Source organism: Ensifer sp. PDNC004 (genome assembly GCF_016919405.1).
In the GTDB taxonomy this organism is placed as follows: domain Bacteria; phylum Pseudomonadota; class Alphaproteobacteria; order Rhizobiales; family Rhizobiaceae; genus Ensifer.
This window is the reverse complement of the sequence record NZ_CP070353.1, coordinates 2,810,672-2,828,452: the sequence shown is the minus strand read 5'-3', so window position 1 is coordinate 2,828,452 and position 17,781 is coordinate 2,810,672. Positions and strand designations below refer to the sequence as shown.

The following is a 17,781-nucleotide window of genomic DNA, read 5'->3' as shown; positions in this document are numbered from 1 at the left end:
CCCGAAACCTACGGAAAAGCGCAGGCGCGCCTCTTGGGCACCTGCGCAATCTCGAAGGGATAGCGCCGCTTGTTGTTCAATGCAATTGCGTCGGACACCCGTCCGATCAGCAATCCGAGCATTTTATCGGCTGGGAGAGGCGTGCGTGGAAGTAGGCCGTCTTGGAGAGATCGATGGTCTTTGCGGTCGCCTGAAGGCTTGGCGCGTAGAGCAGGAGTTCATGCGGTACGGTCAGTTCCGTGCGAATGACGAAGGAGTTGGTCGCTGCGAACTGGGCGGGCAGCGAAACCTTCGTATTGACGGCATAGGGCGTGGCGCCTGCCTGATCGCGCGACCACAGGATCGTGCCCTCATTGGTGTTCGTGACCGCGATGCCGCTGATCTTCAGCGTGTAGTTGGTGTTCCCGTAGGGCGCCAGGATGCTCTTTGCGATGTTCGACACATTGGTGAGGAAGGCCTTGTTGACCTCCGTCTGCTGCGCGACGACGTCGGCCGTAGCGCTTGCGGCGCGCGCGGTCTTGCCGGCAACGGTAAAGCCGACCGAAAGTTCGAAGGCGCCGAGATAAGCCACCACCAAAAGCGGGGCGACCATCGCGAATTCGACCGCACCGACGCCGCTCTTGTCGCGCCGCAGCGCGCCAAGAGTTTTGGTGATCGGCTTGAAGCGCAGAATCTCTAACGCGGAATACGACATCGCAGGGCGCCTCACTCGCTCTCGTTTCGGAAGGTGGCGGTCGCCACCATGAGATAGTCCTTCGGCATGCTTGAACCAGCTGGCCGCAGGTTGGTGATGAACGGCCTGACGAGGTCCGTGAAGACGCTCCAGCGATAATAGGCGCGAAGCACGTTGAACGAGCCGGGACCGCCAGGGGCAAACTTGAAACCGGTCGTGTCGATGTCGGTGGAATCGGTCTTGCGCGGGATCAGCACGGGAAACTTGCTGAGATCGGCGACCGCTCTGACGTCCAGATAGAATTGCGAGGGTTGGCCGGCTTCGGTCGCCGAGCATTTCATCAGCACCGAGATCTCTTCACAGAACGCCTGGCGGAACTGCGCCTCGCTCATGTCGGTCTGTTTTCCCTGCTGGAAGGTGATCTGACCGGTGCGGACCTTGCGCGCCATCGTCTCCGTCGCATTCGCAAGGAGCTGGTCGCCGTAGAAGGCGGCGAAGGTTTCGAGCGACGCGAAGATCACCACGAAGAAGGGGAGCGCGAGAATGGCGAACTCGATGCTCGTCGTGCCTTTGCGGTTGCGAAGGAAGCGGCTGAAGATGCCTTTTCGCCTTTTTTCGGCCCCGCTCGGCCGCCCTGTGCCCTGCTCGATGTTCATTGCGCCGTCCCATCATGTTACGCCAGACGGGCGGCAGATTATGGAGCAACCATTGATATTTCGTTCTCAGGGGTGATGTGTATTTTAACGAATCACCGGCCTAGAACCCATAAAAATCAATTGGTGCTACCTGCGGTTTTACGTTCGGCGTGACGCTCGCAATTTGGTGTGCAGGAGAGCACGGTGCGGGACGTCTGTTTGTAGACGCGCACGGTGTTGCCTTCGTCGATCGACACCAGGATGCGCTCGTCGACGATCGCGTTTCCGTCCTGATCGAGGATGACCAGGTTGGTCGTCCCGAAGTTGCGGCCGGTGATCACGATCGTACGGGCGTCGGCAACCGTTGCGTCCGCAACCTCGGCATTGCCGATAATGACCTTGCTGACAGGGCGATCGAGCTTCAGTACGCGCGCGTGATCCATATACACGCGCATCATGTCGCTCTCGGCCGCGGCGGCAACCGATGGAGCAAGGGCAGCGATCGCGAATGCGAATATGGCGGCTCGGCCGGTCGCGAATGGCGTGGTCATGGCGGGTCCCTAGGTGGTGTTCACGCCATACTCCCTTGTCTTGGTGAATGAACCGTTAAGTCGGCCCCGTCGAGGCTTTGCGGAGGCCTCGTCGTTTTCTGTTCGTTTACCCAAAAATCAGGGACGCTTCGTTAACCTTCAGGTAACCGCCTTCTTTAAGTCGATGGCAATGCGCCAGGACTAGTTTGGGGTTCATCCGATCAACGGCAACAGTTGGCGGAAGTGCTGAACAACAAACGTGAAGTAGGAGAATCATCATGAAGAAGATTTTTGCCCGTCTGATGAAGGACGAGTCCGGCGCGACCGCCATCGAATACGGCCTGATCGCAGCCCTCATCTCGGTTGCCCTGATCGCTGGTGCCAGCACCCTCGGCAACTCGCTGAACAGCACGTTCAACGGCCTCGGTGGCAAGCTGACCAGCACCACGTCGGGCAAGCTCTAATCGGCTAAACGCAAGCGAGGGGAAATTCGCATGACGAAGATTTTCCGCCGCCTGCTACGGGATGAAGCCGGCGCGACTGCCATTGAGTATGGCCTGATCGCGGCTCTCATTTCCGTCGCCCTGATTGCTGGTGCGACCACGCTCGGGAACTCGCTCGATTCCACGTTCAATGGGATCGGTGGCAAGATCACGACGACCACGGCCGGCAAGCTCTGACGAAACAGGTTTCGCAAGAACCTGCGATAGAGCCGCCCCCAAAAGGCGGCTCTATTGTTATCTGGAAGCCAGCAGGCATCGCAGATTGTTTGCTCTCATTTTGGAGGCAGGAAGCGTGATTGAAGCCGCCATTTTCGTGGTTTTTCCCTTTTGTCTGGGATTCGCGGCGTTTTCTGACCTGCTGACGATGACGATCCCGAACCGTGTTTCGGTGATCCTGCTTGGCGCCTTCTTCCTGGTGGCGCCGATGTCTGGCATAGGGCTTACGGAAATCGGCCTGCATCTGCTCGCAGCCGCCGCAGTCTTTGCCGCATGTTTTGCCCTGTTTGCGACGAACGTGATGGGGGGCGGAGACGCGAAGCTGCTGACGGCCAGCGCCATCTGGTTCGGACTGACGCCGTCGTTGACGGCCTTCCTGCTCTATGTCTCGATCTTCGGTGGGCTGTTGACGCTCGCGGTGCTTTTGTTGCGCCGGCAGGAGCATACGATCCTTGCGAGCGGCATTCCTTTCCCGCAGCTGCTGCTCACCGCCAAGAAAGTTCCCTACGGGATCGCGATCGCGCTTGGGGGCTTTGCCGCCTATCCCTCGTCGCCGCTGATGGAGGCGGCCTTCGCGCGGCTGTCCTGAAAGGTCACGCGCCCGGCTGGTCAACTTTCGTTAACTGCGCTCATAAGTAATCCGTTAACCATAATTACACCAATTCCTGATCAATCTGACCCTGGCATTTTTTCGGGGCTCGGAAACAATCATGAAACCGGTTCGCATCATCATACTGGCAGTGGCCGTTCTCTCGGCTGCGATGGCCGGTCTTTTGGCGATGAGGCTGACAGGCGCGCCTGCGCCGCAGATGGCTGAACCGGTCGTCGAGCGTGCCCCCACCGTCAACGTGCTGGTCGCCAGCAAGAGCCTGCCCGTCGGATCGCGACTGGGCGGTGACAGCATCCAATGGATGGCCTGGCCGAAGGACGGCGTGGTCGATGGCATCATCACGGAAGAAAACCAGCCGACTGCGATCGACGATCTGACCGGCGCGGTCGTCCGCCTGCCGATCTTCAACGGCGAACCCGTTCGTCACGAAAAGGTGGCCGATTCGTCCAGCCGCATCATGTCCTCGCTGCTCCCAGCGGGTAAGCGCGCCGTCGCGACCGAAATCACGGTCGCCACCGGTGCCGGCGGCTTCATCCTGCCGAACGACCGCGTCGACGTGATCATGGTGCGCAAAGGTGACGGCGAACTCTATCTGACCGAAACCGTGCTCAGCAATGTGCGTGTGCTCGCGATCGACCAGCAGGTCGAGGAAAAGGATGACGGCACCAAGGCGGTGGTCGGAACCACGGCCACGCTGGAACTTACGCCTGACCAGTCGAAGGTGATGACGGTCGCACAGCAGATGGCGGAACGCATTTCGCTGGCGCTTCGAAGCGTCGCCGACGCACAGGAGCCTGACACGGATGCAGCAGACTATCTGCTGAGCGGCGACGGCCAACCGAACATTCAGGTCATCAAGTCCGGCTCCATCGTCAAGGGCGATGGCACGGTCGGCCAGACGCAGCAATGACAGACACGGGCAGGAACCAGGTGAGCACGGGGCAAAAGGTGAAGCGGAGCGGAAACAAATTTCGGGCGTCTGTCGCAGCCGGCCTATCATTCTGCCTGGCGGTTACCGGCATGTATCTGCCGGCGCCGACGGAAGCCTTTGCCGGCGCGTCCTCGGTCGTCCGCATCGTCGAAAGCGGCCCGGGCGTGAAGAAGAAGGTCAGCCTCGGTTTGAACAAGGCCGTGGTCGTCGACTTGCCAGCGGACGCGCATGATATCCTCGTCGCCGACCCGTCGCTCGCCGACGCCGTGACCCGCACCTCGCGGCGCATCTACCTGTTCGGCAAGTCCGTCGGCCAGACCAACATCTTCGTCTTCGGTCCCAACGGTGAGGAGATCGTCTCCCTCGACATCGAGGTCGAGCGCGATGTGTCCAACCTTCAGTCCAACCTGCGCCGCTTCATTCCGGATGCCGATATCAATGTCGAGATCGTCTCGGACAACATCGTGCTGACCGGTACCGTGCGCACGCCGCTCGATTCCACCCGCGCCGTCGACCTTGCCAAGGCCTTCCTCCAGGGCGGTGAAGCGACCACGCGCAACATCACGGCCCAGGGCAACAACGGCGACGCCGATATCTTCGCCGAAGACCGGCAGGTGTCGCAGATCGTCAACCTTCTAACAATCGACGGCGACGACCAGGTAAATCTTAAAGTTACCGTGGCCGAGGTCAGCCGCCAGGTTCTGAAACAACTTGGCTTTAATGGTCGTGTCAGCGACGGGCGAAGCGGGATTGCCTTCCGTAACCCGGCCAATCTCGGCGATGCGATCGGTGTCGGTGTCAACGCAGTGGTCAACGGGTCGATCGGCAGCACGGCGATCTCCAGCTACATAAATGCGATGGAGCAGGCCGGCGTGATGCGGACGCTGGCCGAACCGAGCCTGACCGCCATTTCGGGGCAAGAAGCGAAGTTCTATGTCGGCGGCACGTTTCGATTGGCGGGAACGCAAGAGGTATCGGAAGAAGACGATCCGGTAACGAAGCAACCCAAGAGAAAGGTCGAACGTGAAGTCAACGATGTCGAATATGGCATCCGTCTGAATTTCAAACCGGTCGTGCTCGGTCCGGGGCGCATCAGCCTGAAAATCGAGACGAACGTTTCGGAGCCAACCTACGAGGGATCCGTCGTTACCGGTAACAGCTATACCGACATTCCGGGCAATACCTTCCTCGGTATCCGCAAGCGCGAAGCATCGACCAGCGTCGAGCTCCCGTCCGGCGGCTCGATCGTGATCGCCGGCCTGGTTCAGGACAACATTCGCCAGGCGATGTCCGGCCTGCCGGGCGCTTCAAAGATCCCGGTCCTCGGCACGCTGTTCCGCAGCAAGGACTTCGCGCGGAACGAGACCGAACTGGTCATCATCGCCACGCCCTATCTGGTCCGTCCGGTTGCCAGAAGCGCGATCTCCCGGCCTGACGACAACTTCAATCCGGCCAACGACCTCGACAGCTACTTCCTCGGTCGCGTGAACCGCATCTACGGCCGTCCGGAGGCAGTCGCTCCGGCAGGCCGTTACCACGGCAACGTTGGCTTCATCTACAAATAGGCTGGGTCATGACGCTTCGAACCGTTAGTCACGCGAATTCCGAAAGGCCGAACGCCATGTCCTCAGGTCCGTCAGGAACATTCATCCGTCGCACGAGCCGGGCAGCCGTCCTGGTGCTGGCCGGTGCCCTGCTTGCCGGTTGCGGCACGCGGGACAATCTGGCGACCGGCTCCATACCCGACGACTACCGCACCCGGCATCCGATCGTGCTTGCCGAAGGGGAGCGGGTCATCGACATCCCGATTGCCTCGGGCGATCGCCGTCTTACCCAGGGCACGCGCGATGTCATCGCCGGCTTTGCAGCCGACTATCGCAATTCCGCAAGCGGGGTCGTGCAGATCATGATGCCGCGGGGGGCCGCCAACAGCCACGCAGCCCAGGCGATGCGCCGGGAGATCCGCGGCGTGCTGGCGAGCGCCGGTGTGCCGCCCAAAAGGTTGCTGGAGACGAGCTATGACGCCGGACCCTACGGCGATGCCGCGCCCATTCGTCTGAGCTATGTGGCGATCACGGCGCAGACGGGACCTTGCGGCACCTGGCCGGAGGACCTGAACCTCAACACCATGGAAAACAAGAACTACTACAACTTCGGTTGCGCCACGCAATCAAACCTGGCGGCTCAGATCGCCAATCCGACGGACCTTCTCGGGCCGCGTCAAACGTCGCCGATCGACGCGGTGCAGCGCGGCAAGGTGATCTCGGACTGGCGTGGAACCGAGAAGAAGGACGGCACGGTCATCACCTTCAACTGATATCGGCTGGATGAAAAGATGAGTACCATCGATTACAGGATCGAAACTGGCGCCGAGGGGGACGACCCGTCCTTCGATGCGCGCACGAGCGATCTGGAGCAGGTTCGGCCGCTGCCGCGGATTTCGATCCACGCGTTTTGCGAAAGCAACGCGATGTTGCGGCTGATGGAGCGCTGCGGGCAGGATCGACGCATGGCGAAGGTGAGCCTGCGCATCAACAGCGGCAGCATCGACGCCGCCGCGAACATGTTTGCGACAGTACCGACGCCCAACCTGATCATTCTCGAGACGGCGACGGAGCCGCGGTCGCTGCTGACGGAACTGGCGCCGCTGGCTGAGGTTTGCGACCCCAGCACCAAGGTGATCCTCGTTGGCAAGCACAACGATATCGGGCTCTACCGCGAACTCATCCGCAACGGCATTTCCGAATACATGGTCGCGCCGGTATCGATGCCGGATATTCTCACGGCCGTGTCGGCGATCTTCGTCGACCCGGATGCCGAACCCTTGGGGCGAAGCATCGCCTTTATCGGTGCGAAGGGCGGCTGCGGATCGTCCGTGATTGCGCACAATTGCGCCTGGGGCATCTCCAGCCTGTTTTCGACCGAGACCATTCTCGCCGATCTCGACTTGCCCTACGGCACGGCCAACATCGATTTCGACCAGGATCCGCCGCAGGGCATTGCCGAAGCGGTTTTTGCGCCGGAGCGCCTGGACGAGGTGTTCCTCGATCGCCTGCTGACCAAATGCTCCGAGCACCTGTCGCTGCTTGCCGCACCGTCGATGCTCGACCGCGCCTATGATTTCGAGACCGGAGCTTTCCACCCGATCCTCGAGATCCTTCAGCGTAGCGCTCCGGTTTCCGTTCTCGACATCCCGCATCTGTGGACGGACTGGACGCGCTCCGTGCTCGGCGAAGCCGACGAGGTGGTGATCACGGCGATCCCCGACCTTGCCAGCCTGCGCAACACCAAGAACCTGCTCGATGCCATGAAGAGGCTACGCCCGAACGACAAGCCGCCCCATCTGGTGCTGAACCAGGTCGGCATGCCGAAGCGGCCGGAGATTGCCGCCAACGAGTTCTGCGATTCGCTGGAAATCGAAGCGGCAGCCATCATTCCCTTCGACGCGGCCTTGTTCGGAAACGCTTCGAACAGCGGGCGGATGATTGCCGAAATCGACAAGAAAGCGCCGGCCGCCGAAACCTTCTCGCAGCTCGCACATCTCCTGACCGGCCGCGTGACGATGAAGAAGGCGCGGCGCGGCGGCCTTGGCAAGATGCTCGCAGCGCTCGGCAGAAAATAGGAACGTAGGATTACCCAGATGTTTGGCAAGCGCGGAAACGAAGGCTTCGGTAAAGGCGGCGGCACCCCGGTTTCCGCCCCGCCGCCGATCGTGGCTGCGGTGCAAGCGCCGGTGGTCGAGCGCGCCGTTCCGGTTCTCGCCGATACACCCTCCGCTGGCGCGAGATTGCCGACGCCCGCCCCGCCGGCAAGGCGGCGGCAGGCGCGAACGGAAGACTATTACGACACCAAATCGCAGGTCTTTTCCGCGCTGATCGACACGATCGACCTGTCGCAGCTCGCCAAGCTCGATACGGAGAGCGCGCGCGAGGAAATCCGCGATATCGTCAACGACATCATCACGATCAAGAATTTCGCGATGTCGATCTCCGAGCAGGAGGAACTGCTCGACGATATCTGCAACGACGTTCTGGGCTACGGTCCGCTCGAGCCGCTGCTTGCCCGCGACGACATCGCCGACATCATGGTCAATGGTGCCGGCCAGACCTTCATCGAAGTTTCCGGCAAGGTGCAGGAATCGGAAATCCGGTTTCGCGACAACGCGCAGCTTCTGTCGATCTGCCAGCGCATCGTCGGCCAGGTCGGCCGTCGCGTCGATGAATCGAGCCCGATCTGCGACGCGCGCCTGCCGGATGGGTCCCGCGTCAACGTCATCGCCCCGCCGCTCGCCATCGACGGCACGGCGCTGACCATCCGCAAGTTCAAGAAGGACAAGCTGACGCTCGAACAGTTGGTCCGCTTCGGTTCGATCACGCAAGAGGGCTCTGTTCTCCTGCAGATCATCGGCCGCGTCCGCTGCAACATCGTCATTTCGGGCGGCACGGGTTCGGGCAAGACGACGCTGCTCAATTGCCTGACGCGCTACATCGACACGGATGAGCGGGTGATCACCTGCGAAGACACGGCCGAATTGCAGTTGCAGCAGCCGCATGTCGTGCGCCTCGAAACCCGCCCGCCGAATATCGAAGGCGAAGGCGAGATCACCATGCGCGATCTCATCAAGAACTGCCTGCGCATGCGCCCCGAACGCATCATCGTCGGCGAAGTGCGCGGCCCGGAAGTCTTCGACCTGCTGCAGGCGATGAACACCGGCCATGACGGTTCGATGGGGACGATCCACGCCAACACGCCGCGCGAATGCCTGAGTCGTATGGAGTCGATGATCGCTTTGGGCGGCTATACGCTGCCGGCAAAGACCGTGCGCGAGATCATCGCCGGATCGGTGGACGTGATCATCCAGGCGTCCCGCCTTCGCGACGGGTCCCGCCGCATCACCCACATCACCGAGGTGGTGGGCATGGAAGGCGACGTGATCATCACCCAGGACCTGATGCGCTACGAGATTGACGGTGAAGACGCCGGCGGACGGATTATCGGCCGCCACATGTCGACCGGCATCGGCCGGCCGCATTTCTGGGATCGTGCCCGTTACTTCAACGAGGACAAGCGCCTGGCAGCGACCCTCGACGCGATGGACAAGGGCTAGGAGCTGGGATGTTCGGGATAGACATCACCGTTCTGGCACTCGCGGCCCTCGTCGCCATATCGGCGGCGGCGCTTGCCTACGGCCTGCTGTTCTCGCGCATCGAAAGCGAAAAGAAGGCGGAAGGCCGCGTGCGCAAGATCAGCGCAGCGGAAACCGACCGCGCCAAGATGAAGGCTGCGCGCGACCGCGTGAGCGAATTGTCGAAACGGCGAAAATCCGTCCAGGATTCGCTGAAGGAGCTGGAAAAGAAACAGCAGGAGCGCTCGGCCAAGACTGCTCCTTCGATGAAGGTGCGTCTGACACAGGCGGACCTGTCGATCTCCATCGGGCGCTTCTATCTGTTCAGTGCACTTTTCGGCTTCTTTGCTTTTCTTGTCGTGTTGATGGCGGGGGCCGGGCTTGCCATTGCCGCCGGCTTTGGCCTGGTGGCCGGTCTCGGCCTGCCGCGCTGGTTCATCGGCTACCTGATCAAGCGGCGCTGCAAGAAGTTTCTCGAGGAGTTCCCGAACGCGCTCGAGGTCATGGTCCGCTCGATCAAGTCGGGCCTTCCCTTGAACGACGCGTTGCGTCTCATCGCCGCCGACGGTCAGGAGCCGGTCAAGACCGAGTTTCGCCGCGTGGTCGAATCCCAGCAGGTGGGCCTGAGCGTGACCGAGGCCTGCGCCCGCATGGTCAACAGCATTCCTCTGCCGGAGGTGAATTTCTTCGCCATCGTGATCGCCATCCAGGCGCAGGCGGGCGGTAACCTATCGGAAGCCCTCGGCAACCTGTCCAAGGTCCTGCGTGAGCGCAAGAAAATGCGGGCAAAGGTCAGCGCCATGTCGATGGAAGCCAAGGCCTCGGCTTGCATCATCGGCGCCCTGCCGTTCATCGTCGCGCTCTTGGTCTACCTGACATCGCCCGCCTACATGATGGTGCTTTTCACCGACCCGCGCGGTCATCTGATCATCGGTGCCGGCCTGTTCTGGATGAGCATCGGCATCTGGGTGATGCGCAACATGATCAACTTCGACATCTGAGGGGCGCGTCGATGAGCACGAACCTGATCAAGACCCTGACCGATCCGAACGTCGTCATCGCCGTCCTGGTTTCGCTCGCCGTGCTCGCGACCTTCTATTCGCTGATCGTGCCGCTGTTCGATCGCGGTGACCTCGGCAAGCGGATGAAGTCCGTTGCCACTGAGCGCGAGCAGATCCGGGCGCGCGAACGCGCGCGGCTTGCCGCCGAGGTACAGAACGGCAGGGCAAGCCTGCGCGGGCAGAACAACGCCTCCATCCGGCAGATCGTCGAACGCCTCAATCTGCGCTCCGCGCTTGTCGACGACAACACCGTCAACCGGCTGAAAATGGCCGGCTTCCGCTCGCAGAACGCGCTCAACACCTTCCTGTTCGCGCGCTTCTGCCTGCCCTTCCTGTTCCTGCTCATCGCGCTCGTCTACATCTTCGTCCTCGGCAACTTTGTCGACAAACCGTTCATGGTGCGGCTGTTCTTCGCGATCGGCTTCGCCTATCTGGGCTTCTACGCGCCGAACATCATCGTGACCAATGCGATCTCCAAGCGCCAGGCGTCTATACGCCGGGCCTGGCCGGACGCGCTTGACCTTCTGCTGATCTGCGTCGAATCGGGCGTGTCGATGGAACTGGGCATGCGCCGCGTCGCCGACGAAGTGGCGTCGCAGTCGCAGCAGCTTGCGGAAGAGTTGGTGCTGACGACGGCGGAACTGTCGTTCCTGCCCGAGCGCCGGGTTGCGCTTGAAAATCTCGGTCAGCGCACCGGCCTCGATGAGGTCAAATCCGTGGTCCAGGCGCTGATCCAGGCGGACCGCTACGGCACGCCGATCGCCCAGGCCCTGCGCGTGCTTGCACAGGAAAGCCGCGACCAGCGCATGACCGCAGCCGAGAAGAAGGCGGCCGCCCTGCCGCCGAAGCTTACCGTGCCGATGATCCTGTTCTTCCTGCCGGTACTGGTCGCGGTCATTCTTGGACCGGCGGGCATCCAGGTCGCCGACAAGTTCTAGGCAGCGGCGCGCCGCCGGCAGCGCTCAATCATCGTCAGAGGATTGCCTGTGCGCAGCCGTAGACAGGCATGCCGCGCGAATGTGTGCGGCGCGCCTCGCGGACTGTTTAGGCAGTAGATCGGAAGCCTGGAGGCGGCAAGGGCGTCTCCGAAGAATGCGGTTCGCCTTTAGTTGGCGACCTTCTTGTCGTCGGCTTTGGCGAGCTCTTTCCATGCGCCCTGCTGCGACAGCATCGAGCGCAGATAGGCGACGTTCGCTTCGGCCTGCTCGCTGGAAAGCTCCTGGCGGGCGATCGTCTCTGCTTCCTGGAAGCGGCCCTGAAGGCCGACGGCGAGCGCAAGGTTCTGCCGCACGCTGCTATCGGCGCCGGGCTGGCTTGCCGCAGACTTGAGATAGGTTTCGGCGGTGCGAAGGTCCTTGGTCAAAAGGTATGACATGCCGAGATTGGAGAGCACCGACGGCTCGTTCGGCTTGAGCTCGAGGGCCTCGCGGTAGCGCAGCCGTGCTTCCTGGGCGCGGCCCAGCTGGTCGAGGATCGCGCCCTCGGCCGATTTCAGCTTCCAGTCCGGACGGTCGGGCGTCTGCGCCCGGCCGATCGTCGCAAGCGCCTGCTCGAGCTGGCCGGCGGCGGCCTGGGCCTTGCCGTAGGCGCCGAGCACTTCGCGGTCGGACGGATGGTTGATCGCGACCTGCTGCATCACCGCAAGCGCCTGTTCGTTGCGGCCGGTCATGCGCAAGAGATTGGCGTAGTTGAGCCCCGCTTCGCGGTCTTTGGGGTTCTTCTCGTAGGCCTGGCCGATGCTTTCGGCAGCGGCCGAAAGCTCGGTCGCGGTCATGGACTGCACCGGTTTCGACGTTCTGGAGATCGACCCCGTCGTCAGTTCCTTCTTCGGCTGGTTGGCGCAGCCGGCAAGGGCAAGCGCCACCAGCGCGATTGCCGCGCCCTGCAAGAAACGGGCGTGTTTCGAGGATGAGGTCGTATATTTGGCCATGTGTGTCCCCAGCATGCATTCGCGCACCTGAACTTCAGACAACACCGGCGCAACTTTCACTCCAGCAATAATCTGTTAACCCTAACAGAGCGTTAATGGCGCGATTCCATCTCTGTCAGCCGAGGACTTTCATGGCCCCCTATCAGTTCATCGAGCGGCCGTCGCCGTTCAACACCAGCGCCGGCAAGACCCTGCCGATCTTCGCCGTCACGCCGGCGCATATCGAGACGGGGACGATCGACCCGATCGCTTTGGACTGGGCGCGCAAGGCAGGCTTCACGGCCGATTCCGGCGCGGTGCTGTTGATCCCGTCCGCCGACGGCCATCTCGGCGGCGCGCTCTTCGGCCTCGGCAGCAATCCGTCGGAAGCCCCGTTCCTGGCCGGCAAGCTGGCGCGAGCGCTGCCGGCGGGCAAATGGCATATCGAAACGGCGCCGCTGACGGCCAACCGGCTCGCGCTCGGCTACGGCCTCGGCTCCTATCGCTTCGAGCGCTACAAGTCCGCCAAGGGCGAACCGCCCACGCTGCTCATTCCGGCAGATGCGGACGCAACCGATATCAAGCGCCAGCTCGCCGGCGTGTTCCTTGCCCGTGACCTTATCAACACGCCGACCAACGACATGGGGCCGGAAGCGCTCGAAGCGGCGTTCCGTGCGCTAGCCGCCCACTACAAGGCCGATGTTTCGGTCATTACGGGCGAGGCGCTGCTGACGCAGAATTTCCCGCTGGTCCACACCGTCGGCCGCGCCAGCGCCGAGGCTCCGCGTCTGCTGGAGCTGCGCTGGGGCAAAAAGGGCCACAAGAAGGTAACGCTCGTCGGCAAGGGCGTCTGCTTCGATACCGGTGGTCTCGACATCAAGCCGTCGGCCTCCATGCTCCTGATGAAGAAGGACATGGGCGGTGCCGCCAACGTGCTTGGCCTGGCGCTGATGATCATGGACGCCAAGCTCAAGGTGGATCTGCGCGTCATCGTGCCGGTGGTCGAAAACTCGATCTCGGCCAACGCCTTCCGGCCCGGCGACATCTACCGCAGCCGCAAGGGCCTGACCGTTCAGATCGACAACACCGATGCCGAGGGCCGGTTGATCCTCGCCGACGCACTCGCCTATGCAGACGAGGAAAAGACCGATCTGCTCGTCGACATGGCGACGCTGACCGGTGCCGCCCGCGTCGCGCTCGGTCCGGATCTGCCGCCCTTCTTTACCGACGATGCCGATCTCGCCCATGATCTCACGGAAGCAAGCCTCGAGGTCGACGATCCGATGTGGCGGATGCCGCTCTATAACGGCTACGACAAGGATGTCTCGGCCCGTATCGCAGACCTGACCAACGCGCCGGCGGGCGGCATGGCCGGATCGATCACCGCGGCACTCTTCCTCCGGCGCTTCGTCACCAACGCCAAGAGCTGGGTGCACTTCGATATCTTCGGATGGGCTCCGTCCGAGCGTCCGCATTCGACGGTTGGCGGGGAGGCGCAGGCGATCCGCGCGCTCTATCAGCACGTCCAGAAGATGGCGAAGTAACCGCAGCCAGGCGGAACCGGCAAAGAAACGCTTGCGTAACGATCCGCCGCTATCGTGGCGGATCTGTATCTTGCGTAGGAGCTGCCATTGCCGATCGAGCTAACGCCCTCCCAGGCCCTCGGGCTTTGGCATTCGGTGTCGCTCGCTCAGGTTCGCGTCGACAGCCGCGACCTGACCTTGCGGCAGCTGGCGATCCTGCTGCAGATCTACCTCGTGCCGCCGCCGCACACCGTGCGCGGACTGGCAGCGACGCTCGGTGTCACCAAGCCGGTCATCACCCGCGCGCTCGATACCATGGGCGCGCTTGGCCTTGTCGATCGCGTCCGCGACGATCGTGATCGCCGCAACGTCGTCATCAAAAGGACAGTTGAGGGTGCTCTCTATCTTGAAAAACTCGGTGACCTGATCATTGATCAGGGCCGCAAGCAGCTGAAGTGAGTAAGATATGTCGACACTGCCCGATCGCCGTCTGAATGCCTATCGACCAGACCTTGCCGAAAGCCGCCTTCGCGGCGTCGTAGAGGCTGAACGGTATGTCGAGGGCAGCGTTGCGCGCGTCTCGGTTCCGGTTGCGCCGCTGCGTGCCAAGCCCGATCTCGCCTGCGGCACCGATACCGAACTCTTGCTCGGCGAATCGGTCCGGGTGCTCGACACCAGCAACAGCTGGTGCTGGGTAAAGGCCGACCTCGACGGCTATGTCGGCTACCTTCCGGAATATTGCCTGGCGCCGGTTATCAAGAGCCCGACCCATGTCGTGACCGCGCCGCGCACGTTCGTCTATACCGGCCATGATCTGCGTTTCCCGACCGTCTATCCGCTGTCGATGGGCAGCCGGCTGACGGTTATCGATGAGCGCGAGACCCGGGGAACGCGCTATTTCCTGCTCGACGGCGGCCAGGCGGTCATCGCCAATCACTGCATCGAGGTCGGCAATGTCTTGCCGGGAGACTATGTCTCGGTCGCTGCCCGCTTCGTCGAAACGCCCTATCTCTGGGGCGGGCGTTCCGGCTTCGGCATCGATTGCTCCGGTCTTGTGCAATTGTCGATGATGATGGTCGGCAGGCAGGCGCCGCGCGATTCCGATATGCAGGCGACGGGGCTGGGAACACCGATTGTGCGCGAAGAACTCAAGCGCGGCGACCTCGTTTTCTGGAAAGGCCACGTCGCGCTGATGGAGGACGACGAAACCCTGATCCATGCCAACGGCCACACGATGACGGTAGCGCGCGAAGGGTTGGAAGCCTCGATCGAACGGATCGGCTGGCTCTATGAGCAGCCGACGGGCTATCGCCGCCCTTGATCGCCTGCCAGCGGGACCGGAGAAGCGAGTTTCCTCGATCATTGCCGATGAGGCAAGACAACCATTCGCCTTGCGGAATCAGACGTTGCGTCTCTGGCAGCAGCTTCGGCGCAGCAAGCGCTGCACCACGCTCTCGCTAAATCAGTAGCCGGCTACTTTGTCGACGACATGTTCGAGCTTCTGCCCGCCTTCGAAGCGGGAGATCTGCTGCTCCACGTGGCGGAAGAGCGCCTTGACGTCGGAGGATGCCGCCACGTGCGGCGTGACGTAGACGTTGGGCAGGGTCCAGAAGCGGCTGTCCTGGGCGAGCGGCTCTTGCTCGAACACGTCGAGAGAGGCACCGGCGAGCACGCCGCTGTCGAGCGCCTTCAGGATGTCTGCTTCGACCTGGCTGCCGCCGCGGCCGGCATTGATGAAGACAGGTGCGCCGAACGGCCCATTGCGGCTAAGCTTTGCAAACAGGCGCAGGTTGAATATGCCGCGGGTGTCCGGCGTCAGCGGCAGCAGGCCGACGAGGAAGTCGCTGCGCGCCAGGAAGCTGTCGAGTTCGTTGCCGCCAAAGGTCTCGATGCCGGCGACGTCGCGCTTGCTGCGCGACCAGCCGATGACTTTGAACCCCATGGTAGATAGCTTGCGGGCGGCGTCCTGGCCAAGCACGCCCATGCCCATGACGCCGACGGTGATGTCGGCCGCTTCGGGCTGGGTCAGATCGCGCCATTCGCGTTTCGCCGCCTGCGCCTCATAGGCGCGGTGCTGGCGCAGGTGCAGGAGGCACTGCATGACCACCCACTCGCTCATGCGCGTCGTCAGCGTCTGGTCGACGAAGCGCACCAGCGGCACCTCGGGAAGACCAGGCAGCGTCAGCACGTGATCGACGCCGGCGCCGCCGGAGAACACCACCTTGAGATCGGGGGCCCGCTCAAAAAGGTCCGGCGCCGATTTCCAGACGACCGCATAGTCGATGCCCGAGAGATCGCGGTTGTGGTGAACCGCATCGGCGCGGTTGATCACCTCGCGATCCGGGAAGGCCCCGCGAAGCGCCGCCTCGACCTCCTCTGGAATGAACTTCAGATCGACGATGACGGGGCTTTTTGCGGACATTCGGACACCTATTGGCGGATCGCGGTCAAGTTGACGGCTTCGAGGTTGAAGGCGGCTGCCATCAGCGCCTTGGTATAGTCCTGGCTCGGCGCATTGAAGATGCGCTCGGCCGGACCCTGCTCCACCACCTTGCCCATGCGCATGACGATCATCTCGTTGGCAAGGGCGCGCACGACCTTGAGGTCGTGGCTGATGAACAGATAGGCGAGGTCATGCTTCACCTGCAGGTCGCGCAGGAGGTCTACCACCTGTGCCTGAACGCTCATGTCGAGCGCCGAGGTCGGTTCGTCGAGCATCACGAATTGCGGCTTCAGCACCATGGCGCGCGCAATGGCGATGCGCTGGCGCTGGCCGCCGGAGAACTCGTGCGGATAGCGCCACCGGGTCGCAGGATCGAGGCCCACTTCTTCGAGCGCCGCGGCGACGCGAGCATCGCGCGCGTTGTCCGACAGCGATCGCTCGTGGATCTTCAGGCCCTCGGCGATGATATCGGCCACCGACATGCGCGGGCTGAGTGAGCCATAGGGGTCCTGAAAGACGATCTGCATCCGGTTTCGAAGCGGCCGCATCGCGTTGAAGCTGTACCGGTCGATGTCCTTGCCGATGAAGGCGATGCGTCCCTTCGACGAGATCAGCCGCGTCAGCGCCAGCCCGAGCGTCGTCTTGCCGGAGCCGGATTCGCCGACGACGCCGAGCGTCTGGCCGGCACGCAGCTTCAGGTCGATGCCGTCGACCGCCTTTACATGGTCGATCACCTTGCGCAGGAAGCCGGCCTTGATCGGAAACCACACCTTCATGTCGGAGGCTTCCATCACGATCGGCTTCGACGCGTCTGATAGCGGCGGATTGCCCTTCGGTTCGGAGGCGAGCAAATGGCGGGTATAGGCGTGCTGGGGATTGGCGAAGATTTCGGCGGTCGGCCCGGTCTCGACTATCTTGCCCTTGGTCATAACGCAGACCCGATCGGCGATCTTGCGCACGATGCCGAGGTCATGGGTGATGAACAGCATCGACATGCCGTGCTCGTCCTTGAGCGACTTCAAGAGTTCGAGGATCTGTGCCTGTACGGTGACGTCGAGCGCTGTCGTCGGCTCGTCGGCGATCAAGAGTTCCGGCCGGTTGGCGAGCGCCATCGCGATCATCACGCGTTGGCGCTGGCCACCCGAGAGCTCGTGCGGGTAGGCGCTGAGCCGCTTTTCCGGCTCGCGGATGCCGACCTGGTTCAAGAGTTCGAGAATGCGCGTGCGCCGCGCCGCGCCCTGCAGCCCCTGGTGCAGTTCAAGGATCTCACCGATCTGCCGCTCGATCGAGTGCAGTGGGTTGAGCGAAGTCATCGGCTCCTGGAAGATCATGGTGATGTCGTTGCCGCGCGCATGGCGCAGCTCGGCATCGCTGGCCCTCAAGAGGTCCTTGCCGTTGAACAGGATTTCGCCGCTCGGATGGCTGGCCGACGGGTAGGGCAGGAGCTTCAGGATCGAGTTGGCCGAGACCGATTTTCCCGAACCGGATTCGCCGACAAGCGCCACGGTTTCCCCGCGCTTGATGTCGAAGGAGATGTGATCGACGGCAACGGACGTGTTGCCGCCCTGGTGAAAGGCGACGGAGAGGTCGCGGACGGAGAGAAGGGGGTCTGTCATCGTCGC

The 17,781-nt window shown here is 62.5% G+C and carries 19 protein-coding genes; 13 read left to right on the top strand and 6 right to left on the bottom strand.

The window, feature by feature from the left end; all coding sequences use genetic code 11:
• Positions 1-106 precede the first annotated feature (106 nt).
• The 3 genes from JVX98_RS22080 to JVX98_RS22070 all read right to left on the bottom strand — a co-directional run bounded on the left by JVX98_RS22080 (position 107) and on the right by JVX98_RS22070 (position 1,859).
• Positions 107-694 (bottom strand): TadE/TadG family type IV pilus assembly protein, encoded by a 588-nt coding sequence (locus tag JVX98_RS22080; RefSeq protein WP_205237413.1) that lies wholly within the window; start codon positions 692-694, stop codon positions 107-109.
• Between the two features lie 11 nt (positions 695-705).
• Positions 706-1,329, bottom strand: a complete 624-nt coding sequence (locus JVX98_RS22075; protein ID WP_192448261.1) for a TadE/TadG family type IV pilus assembly protein — start codon at positions 1,327-1,329, stop codon at positions 706-708.
• Between the two features lie 116 nt (positions 1,330-1,445).
• Positions 1,446-1,859, bottom strand: a complete 414-nt coding sequence (locus JVX98_RS22070) for a pilus assembly protein N-terminal domain-containing protein (RefSeq protein ID WP_043622787.1) — start codon at positions 1,857-1,859, stop codon at positions 1,446-1,448.
• Between the two features lie 257 nt (positions 1,860-2,116).
• Between JVX98_RS22070 and JVX98_RS22065 the strand changes: the two genes are divergently transcribed.
• From JVX98_RS22065 to JVX98_RS22020, 10 genes are all read left to right on the top strand, one after another.
• Positions 2,117-2,302 carry a Flp family type IVb pilin gene (locus JVX98_RS22065; protein WP_043622786.1) on the top strand — a complete coding sequence of 62 codons (186 nt, stop codon included), beginning with the start codon at positions 2,117-2,119 and terminating at the stop codon, positions 2,300-2,302.
• 30 nt (positions 2,303-2,332) lie between these two features.
• Positions 2,333-2,518, top strand: a complete 186-nt coding sequence (locus tag JVX98_RS22060) for a Flp family type IVb pilin (protein WP_043622784.1) — start codon at positions 2,333-2,335, stop codon at positions 2,516-2,518.
• A gap of 115 nt (positions 2,519-2,633) precedes the next feature.
• Complete coding sequence (locus tag JVX98_RS22055) at positions 2,634-3,146, top strand: prepilin peptidase (RefSeq protein ID WP_246764929.1); 513 nt, start codon at positions 2,634-2,636, stop codon at positions 3,144-3,146.
• Between the two features lie 121 nt (positions 3,147-3,267).
• Positions 3,268-4,077, top strand: coding sequence for a Flp pilus assembly protein CpaB (gene cpaB, locus JVX98_RS22050; protein WP_043622779.1), 810 nt, complete (start codon positions 3,268-3,270; stop codon positions 4,075-4,077).
• Positions 4,074-5,663 (top strand): type II and III secretion system protein family protein, encoded by a 1,590-nt coding sequence (locus tag JVX98_RS22045; RefSeq protein ID WP_205237412.1) that lies wholly within the window; start codon positions 4,074-4,076, stop codon positions 5,661-5,663. The genes cpaB and JVX98_RS22045 overlap by 4 nt, the downstream gene beginning before the upstream one ends.
• Before the next feature lie 56 nt (positions 5,664-5,719).
• Positions 5,720-6,415, top strand: coding sequence for a CpaD family pilus assembly protein (locus tag JVX98_RS22040; protein WP_246764928.1), 696 nt, complete (start codon positions 5,720-5,722; stop codon positions 6,413-6,415).
• A gap of 18 nt (positions 6,416-6,433) precedes the next feature.
• On the top strand, positions 6,434-7,720 hold the full coding sequence (locus JVX98_RS22035; RefSeq protein WP_043622773.1) for a CpaE family protein: 1,287 nt from the start codon (positions 6,434-6,436) through the stop codon (positions 7,718-7,720).
• 18 nt (positions 7,721-7,738) lie between these two features.
• Positions 7,739-9,205, top strand: coding sequence for a CpaF family protein (locus tag JVX98_RS22030; protein ID WP_192448255.1), 1,467 nt, complete (start codon positions 7,739-7,741; stop codon positions 9,203-9,205).
• A gap of 8 nt (positions 9,206-9,213) precedes the next feature.
• Positions 9,214-10,224, top strand: coding sequence for a type II secretion system F family protein (locus JVX98_RS22025; protein ID WP_043622769.1), 1,011 nt, complete (start codon positions 9,214-9,216; stop codon positions 10,222-10,224).
• A gap of 11 nt (positions 10,225-10,235) precedes the next feature.
• On the top strand, positions 10,236-11,222 hold the full coding sequence (locus tag JVX98_RS22020; protein ID WP_192448253.1) for a type II secretion system F family protein: 987 nt from the start codon (positions 10,236-10,238) through the stop codon (positions 11,220-11,222).
• Between the two features lie 167 nt (positions 11,223-11,389).
• Here the strand turns inward: JVX98_RS22020 and JVX98_RS22015 are convergent, their stop codons facing one another.
• Positions 11,390-12,214 carry a tetratricopeptide repeat protein gene (locus tag JVX98_RS22015; protein ID WP_192448252.1) on the bottom strand — a complete coding sequence of 275 codons (825 nt, stop codon included), beginning with the start codon at positions 12,212-12,214 and terminating at the stop codon, positions 11,390-11,392.
• A 131-nt stretch (positions 12,215-12,345) separates the two neighbouring features.
• On the opposite strand from JVX98_RS22015, the gene JVX98_RS22010 reads away from it, so the two are divergent.
• The 3 genes from JVX98_RS22010 to JVX98_RS22000 all read left to right on the top strand — a co-directional run bounded on the left by JVX98_RS22010 (position 12,346) and on the right by JVX98_RS22000 (position 15,037).
• Entirely contained in the window at positions 12,346-13,737 is a 1,392-nt protein-coding gene (locus JVX98_RS22010; RefSeq protein WP_205237410.1) for a M17 family metallopeptidase, read from the top strand.
• A gap of 87 nt (positions 13,738-13,824) precedes the next feature.
• On the top strand, positions 13,825-14,175 hold the full coding sequence (locus tag JVX98_RS22005; RefSeq protein ID WP_043622758.1) for a helix-turn-helix domain-containing protein: 351 nt from the start codon (positions 13,825-13,827) through the stop codon (positions 14,173-14,175).
• 7 nt (positions 14,176-14,182) lie between these two features.
• On the top strand, positions 14,183-15,037 hold the full coding sequence (locus JVX98_RS22000) for an NlpC/P60 family protein (RefSeq protein WP_192448250.1): 855 nt from the start codon (positions 14,183-14,185) through the stop codon (positions 15,035-15,037).
• Positions 15,038-15,178: 141 nt separating this feature from the next.
• Here the strand turns inward: JVX98_RS22000 and JVX98_RS21995 are convergent, their stop codons facing one another.
• Both JVX98_RS21995 and JVX98_RS21990 read right to left on the bottom strand, forming a co-directional pair.
• Positions 15,179-16,138: a glyoxylate/hydroxypyruvate reductase A gene (locus tag JVX98_RS21995; RefSeq protein ID WP_205237409.1), complete on the bottom strand. Its 960-nt coding sequence runs from the start codon at positions 16,136-16,138 to the stop codon at positions 15,179-15,181.
• Between the two features lie 8 nt (positions 16,139-16,146).
• Positions 16,147-17,775 (bottom strand): ABC transporter ATP-binding protein, encoded by a 1,629-nt coding sequence (locus tag JVX98_RS21990; RefSeq protein WP_205237408.1) that lies wholly within the window; start codon positions 17,773-17,775, stop codon positions 16,147-16,149.
• Positions 17,776-17,781: the final 6 nt, after the last annotated feature.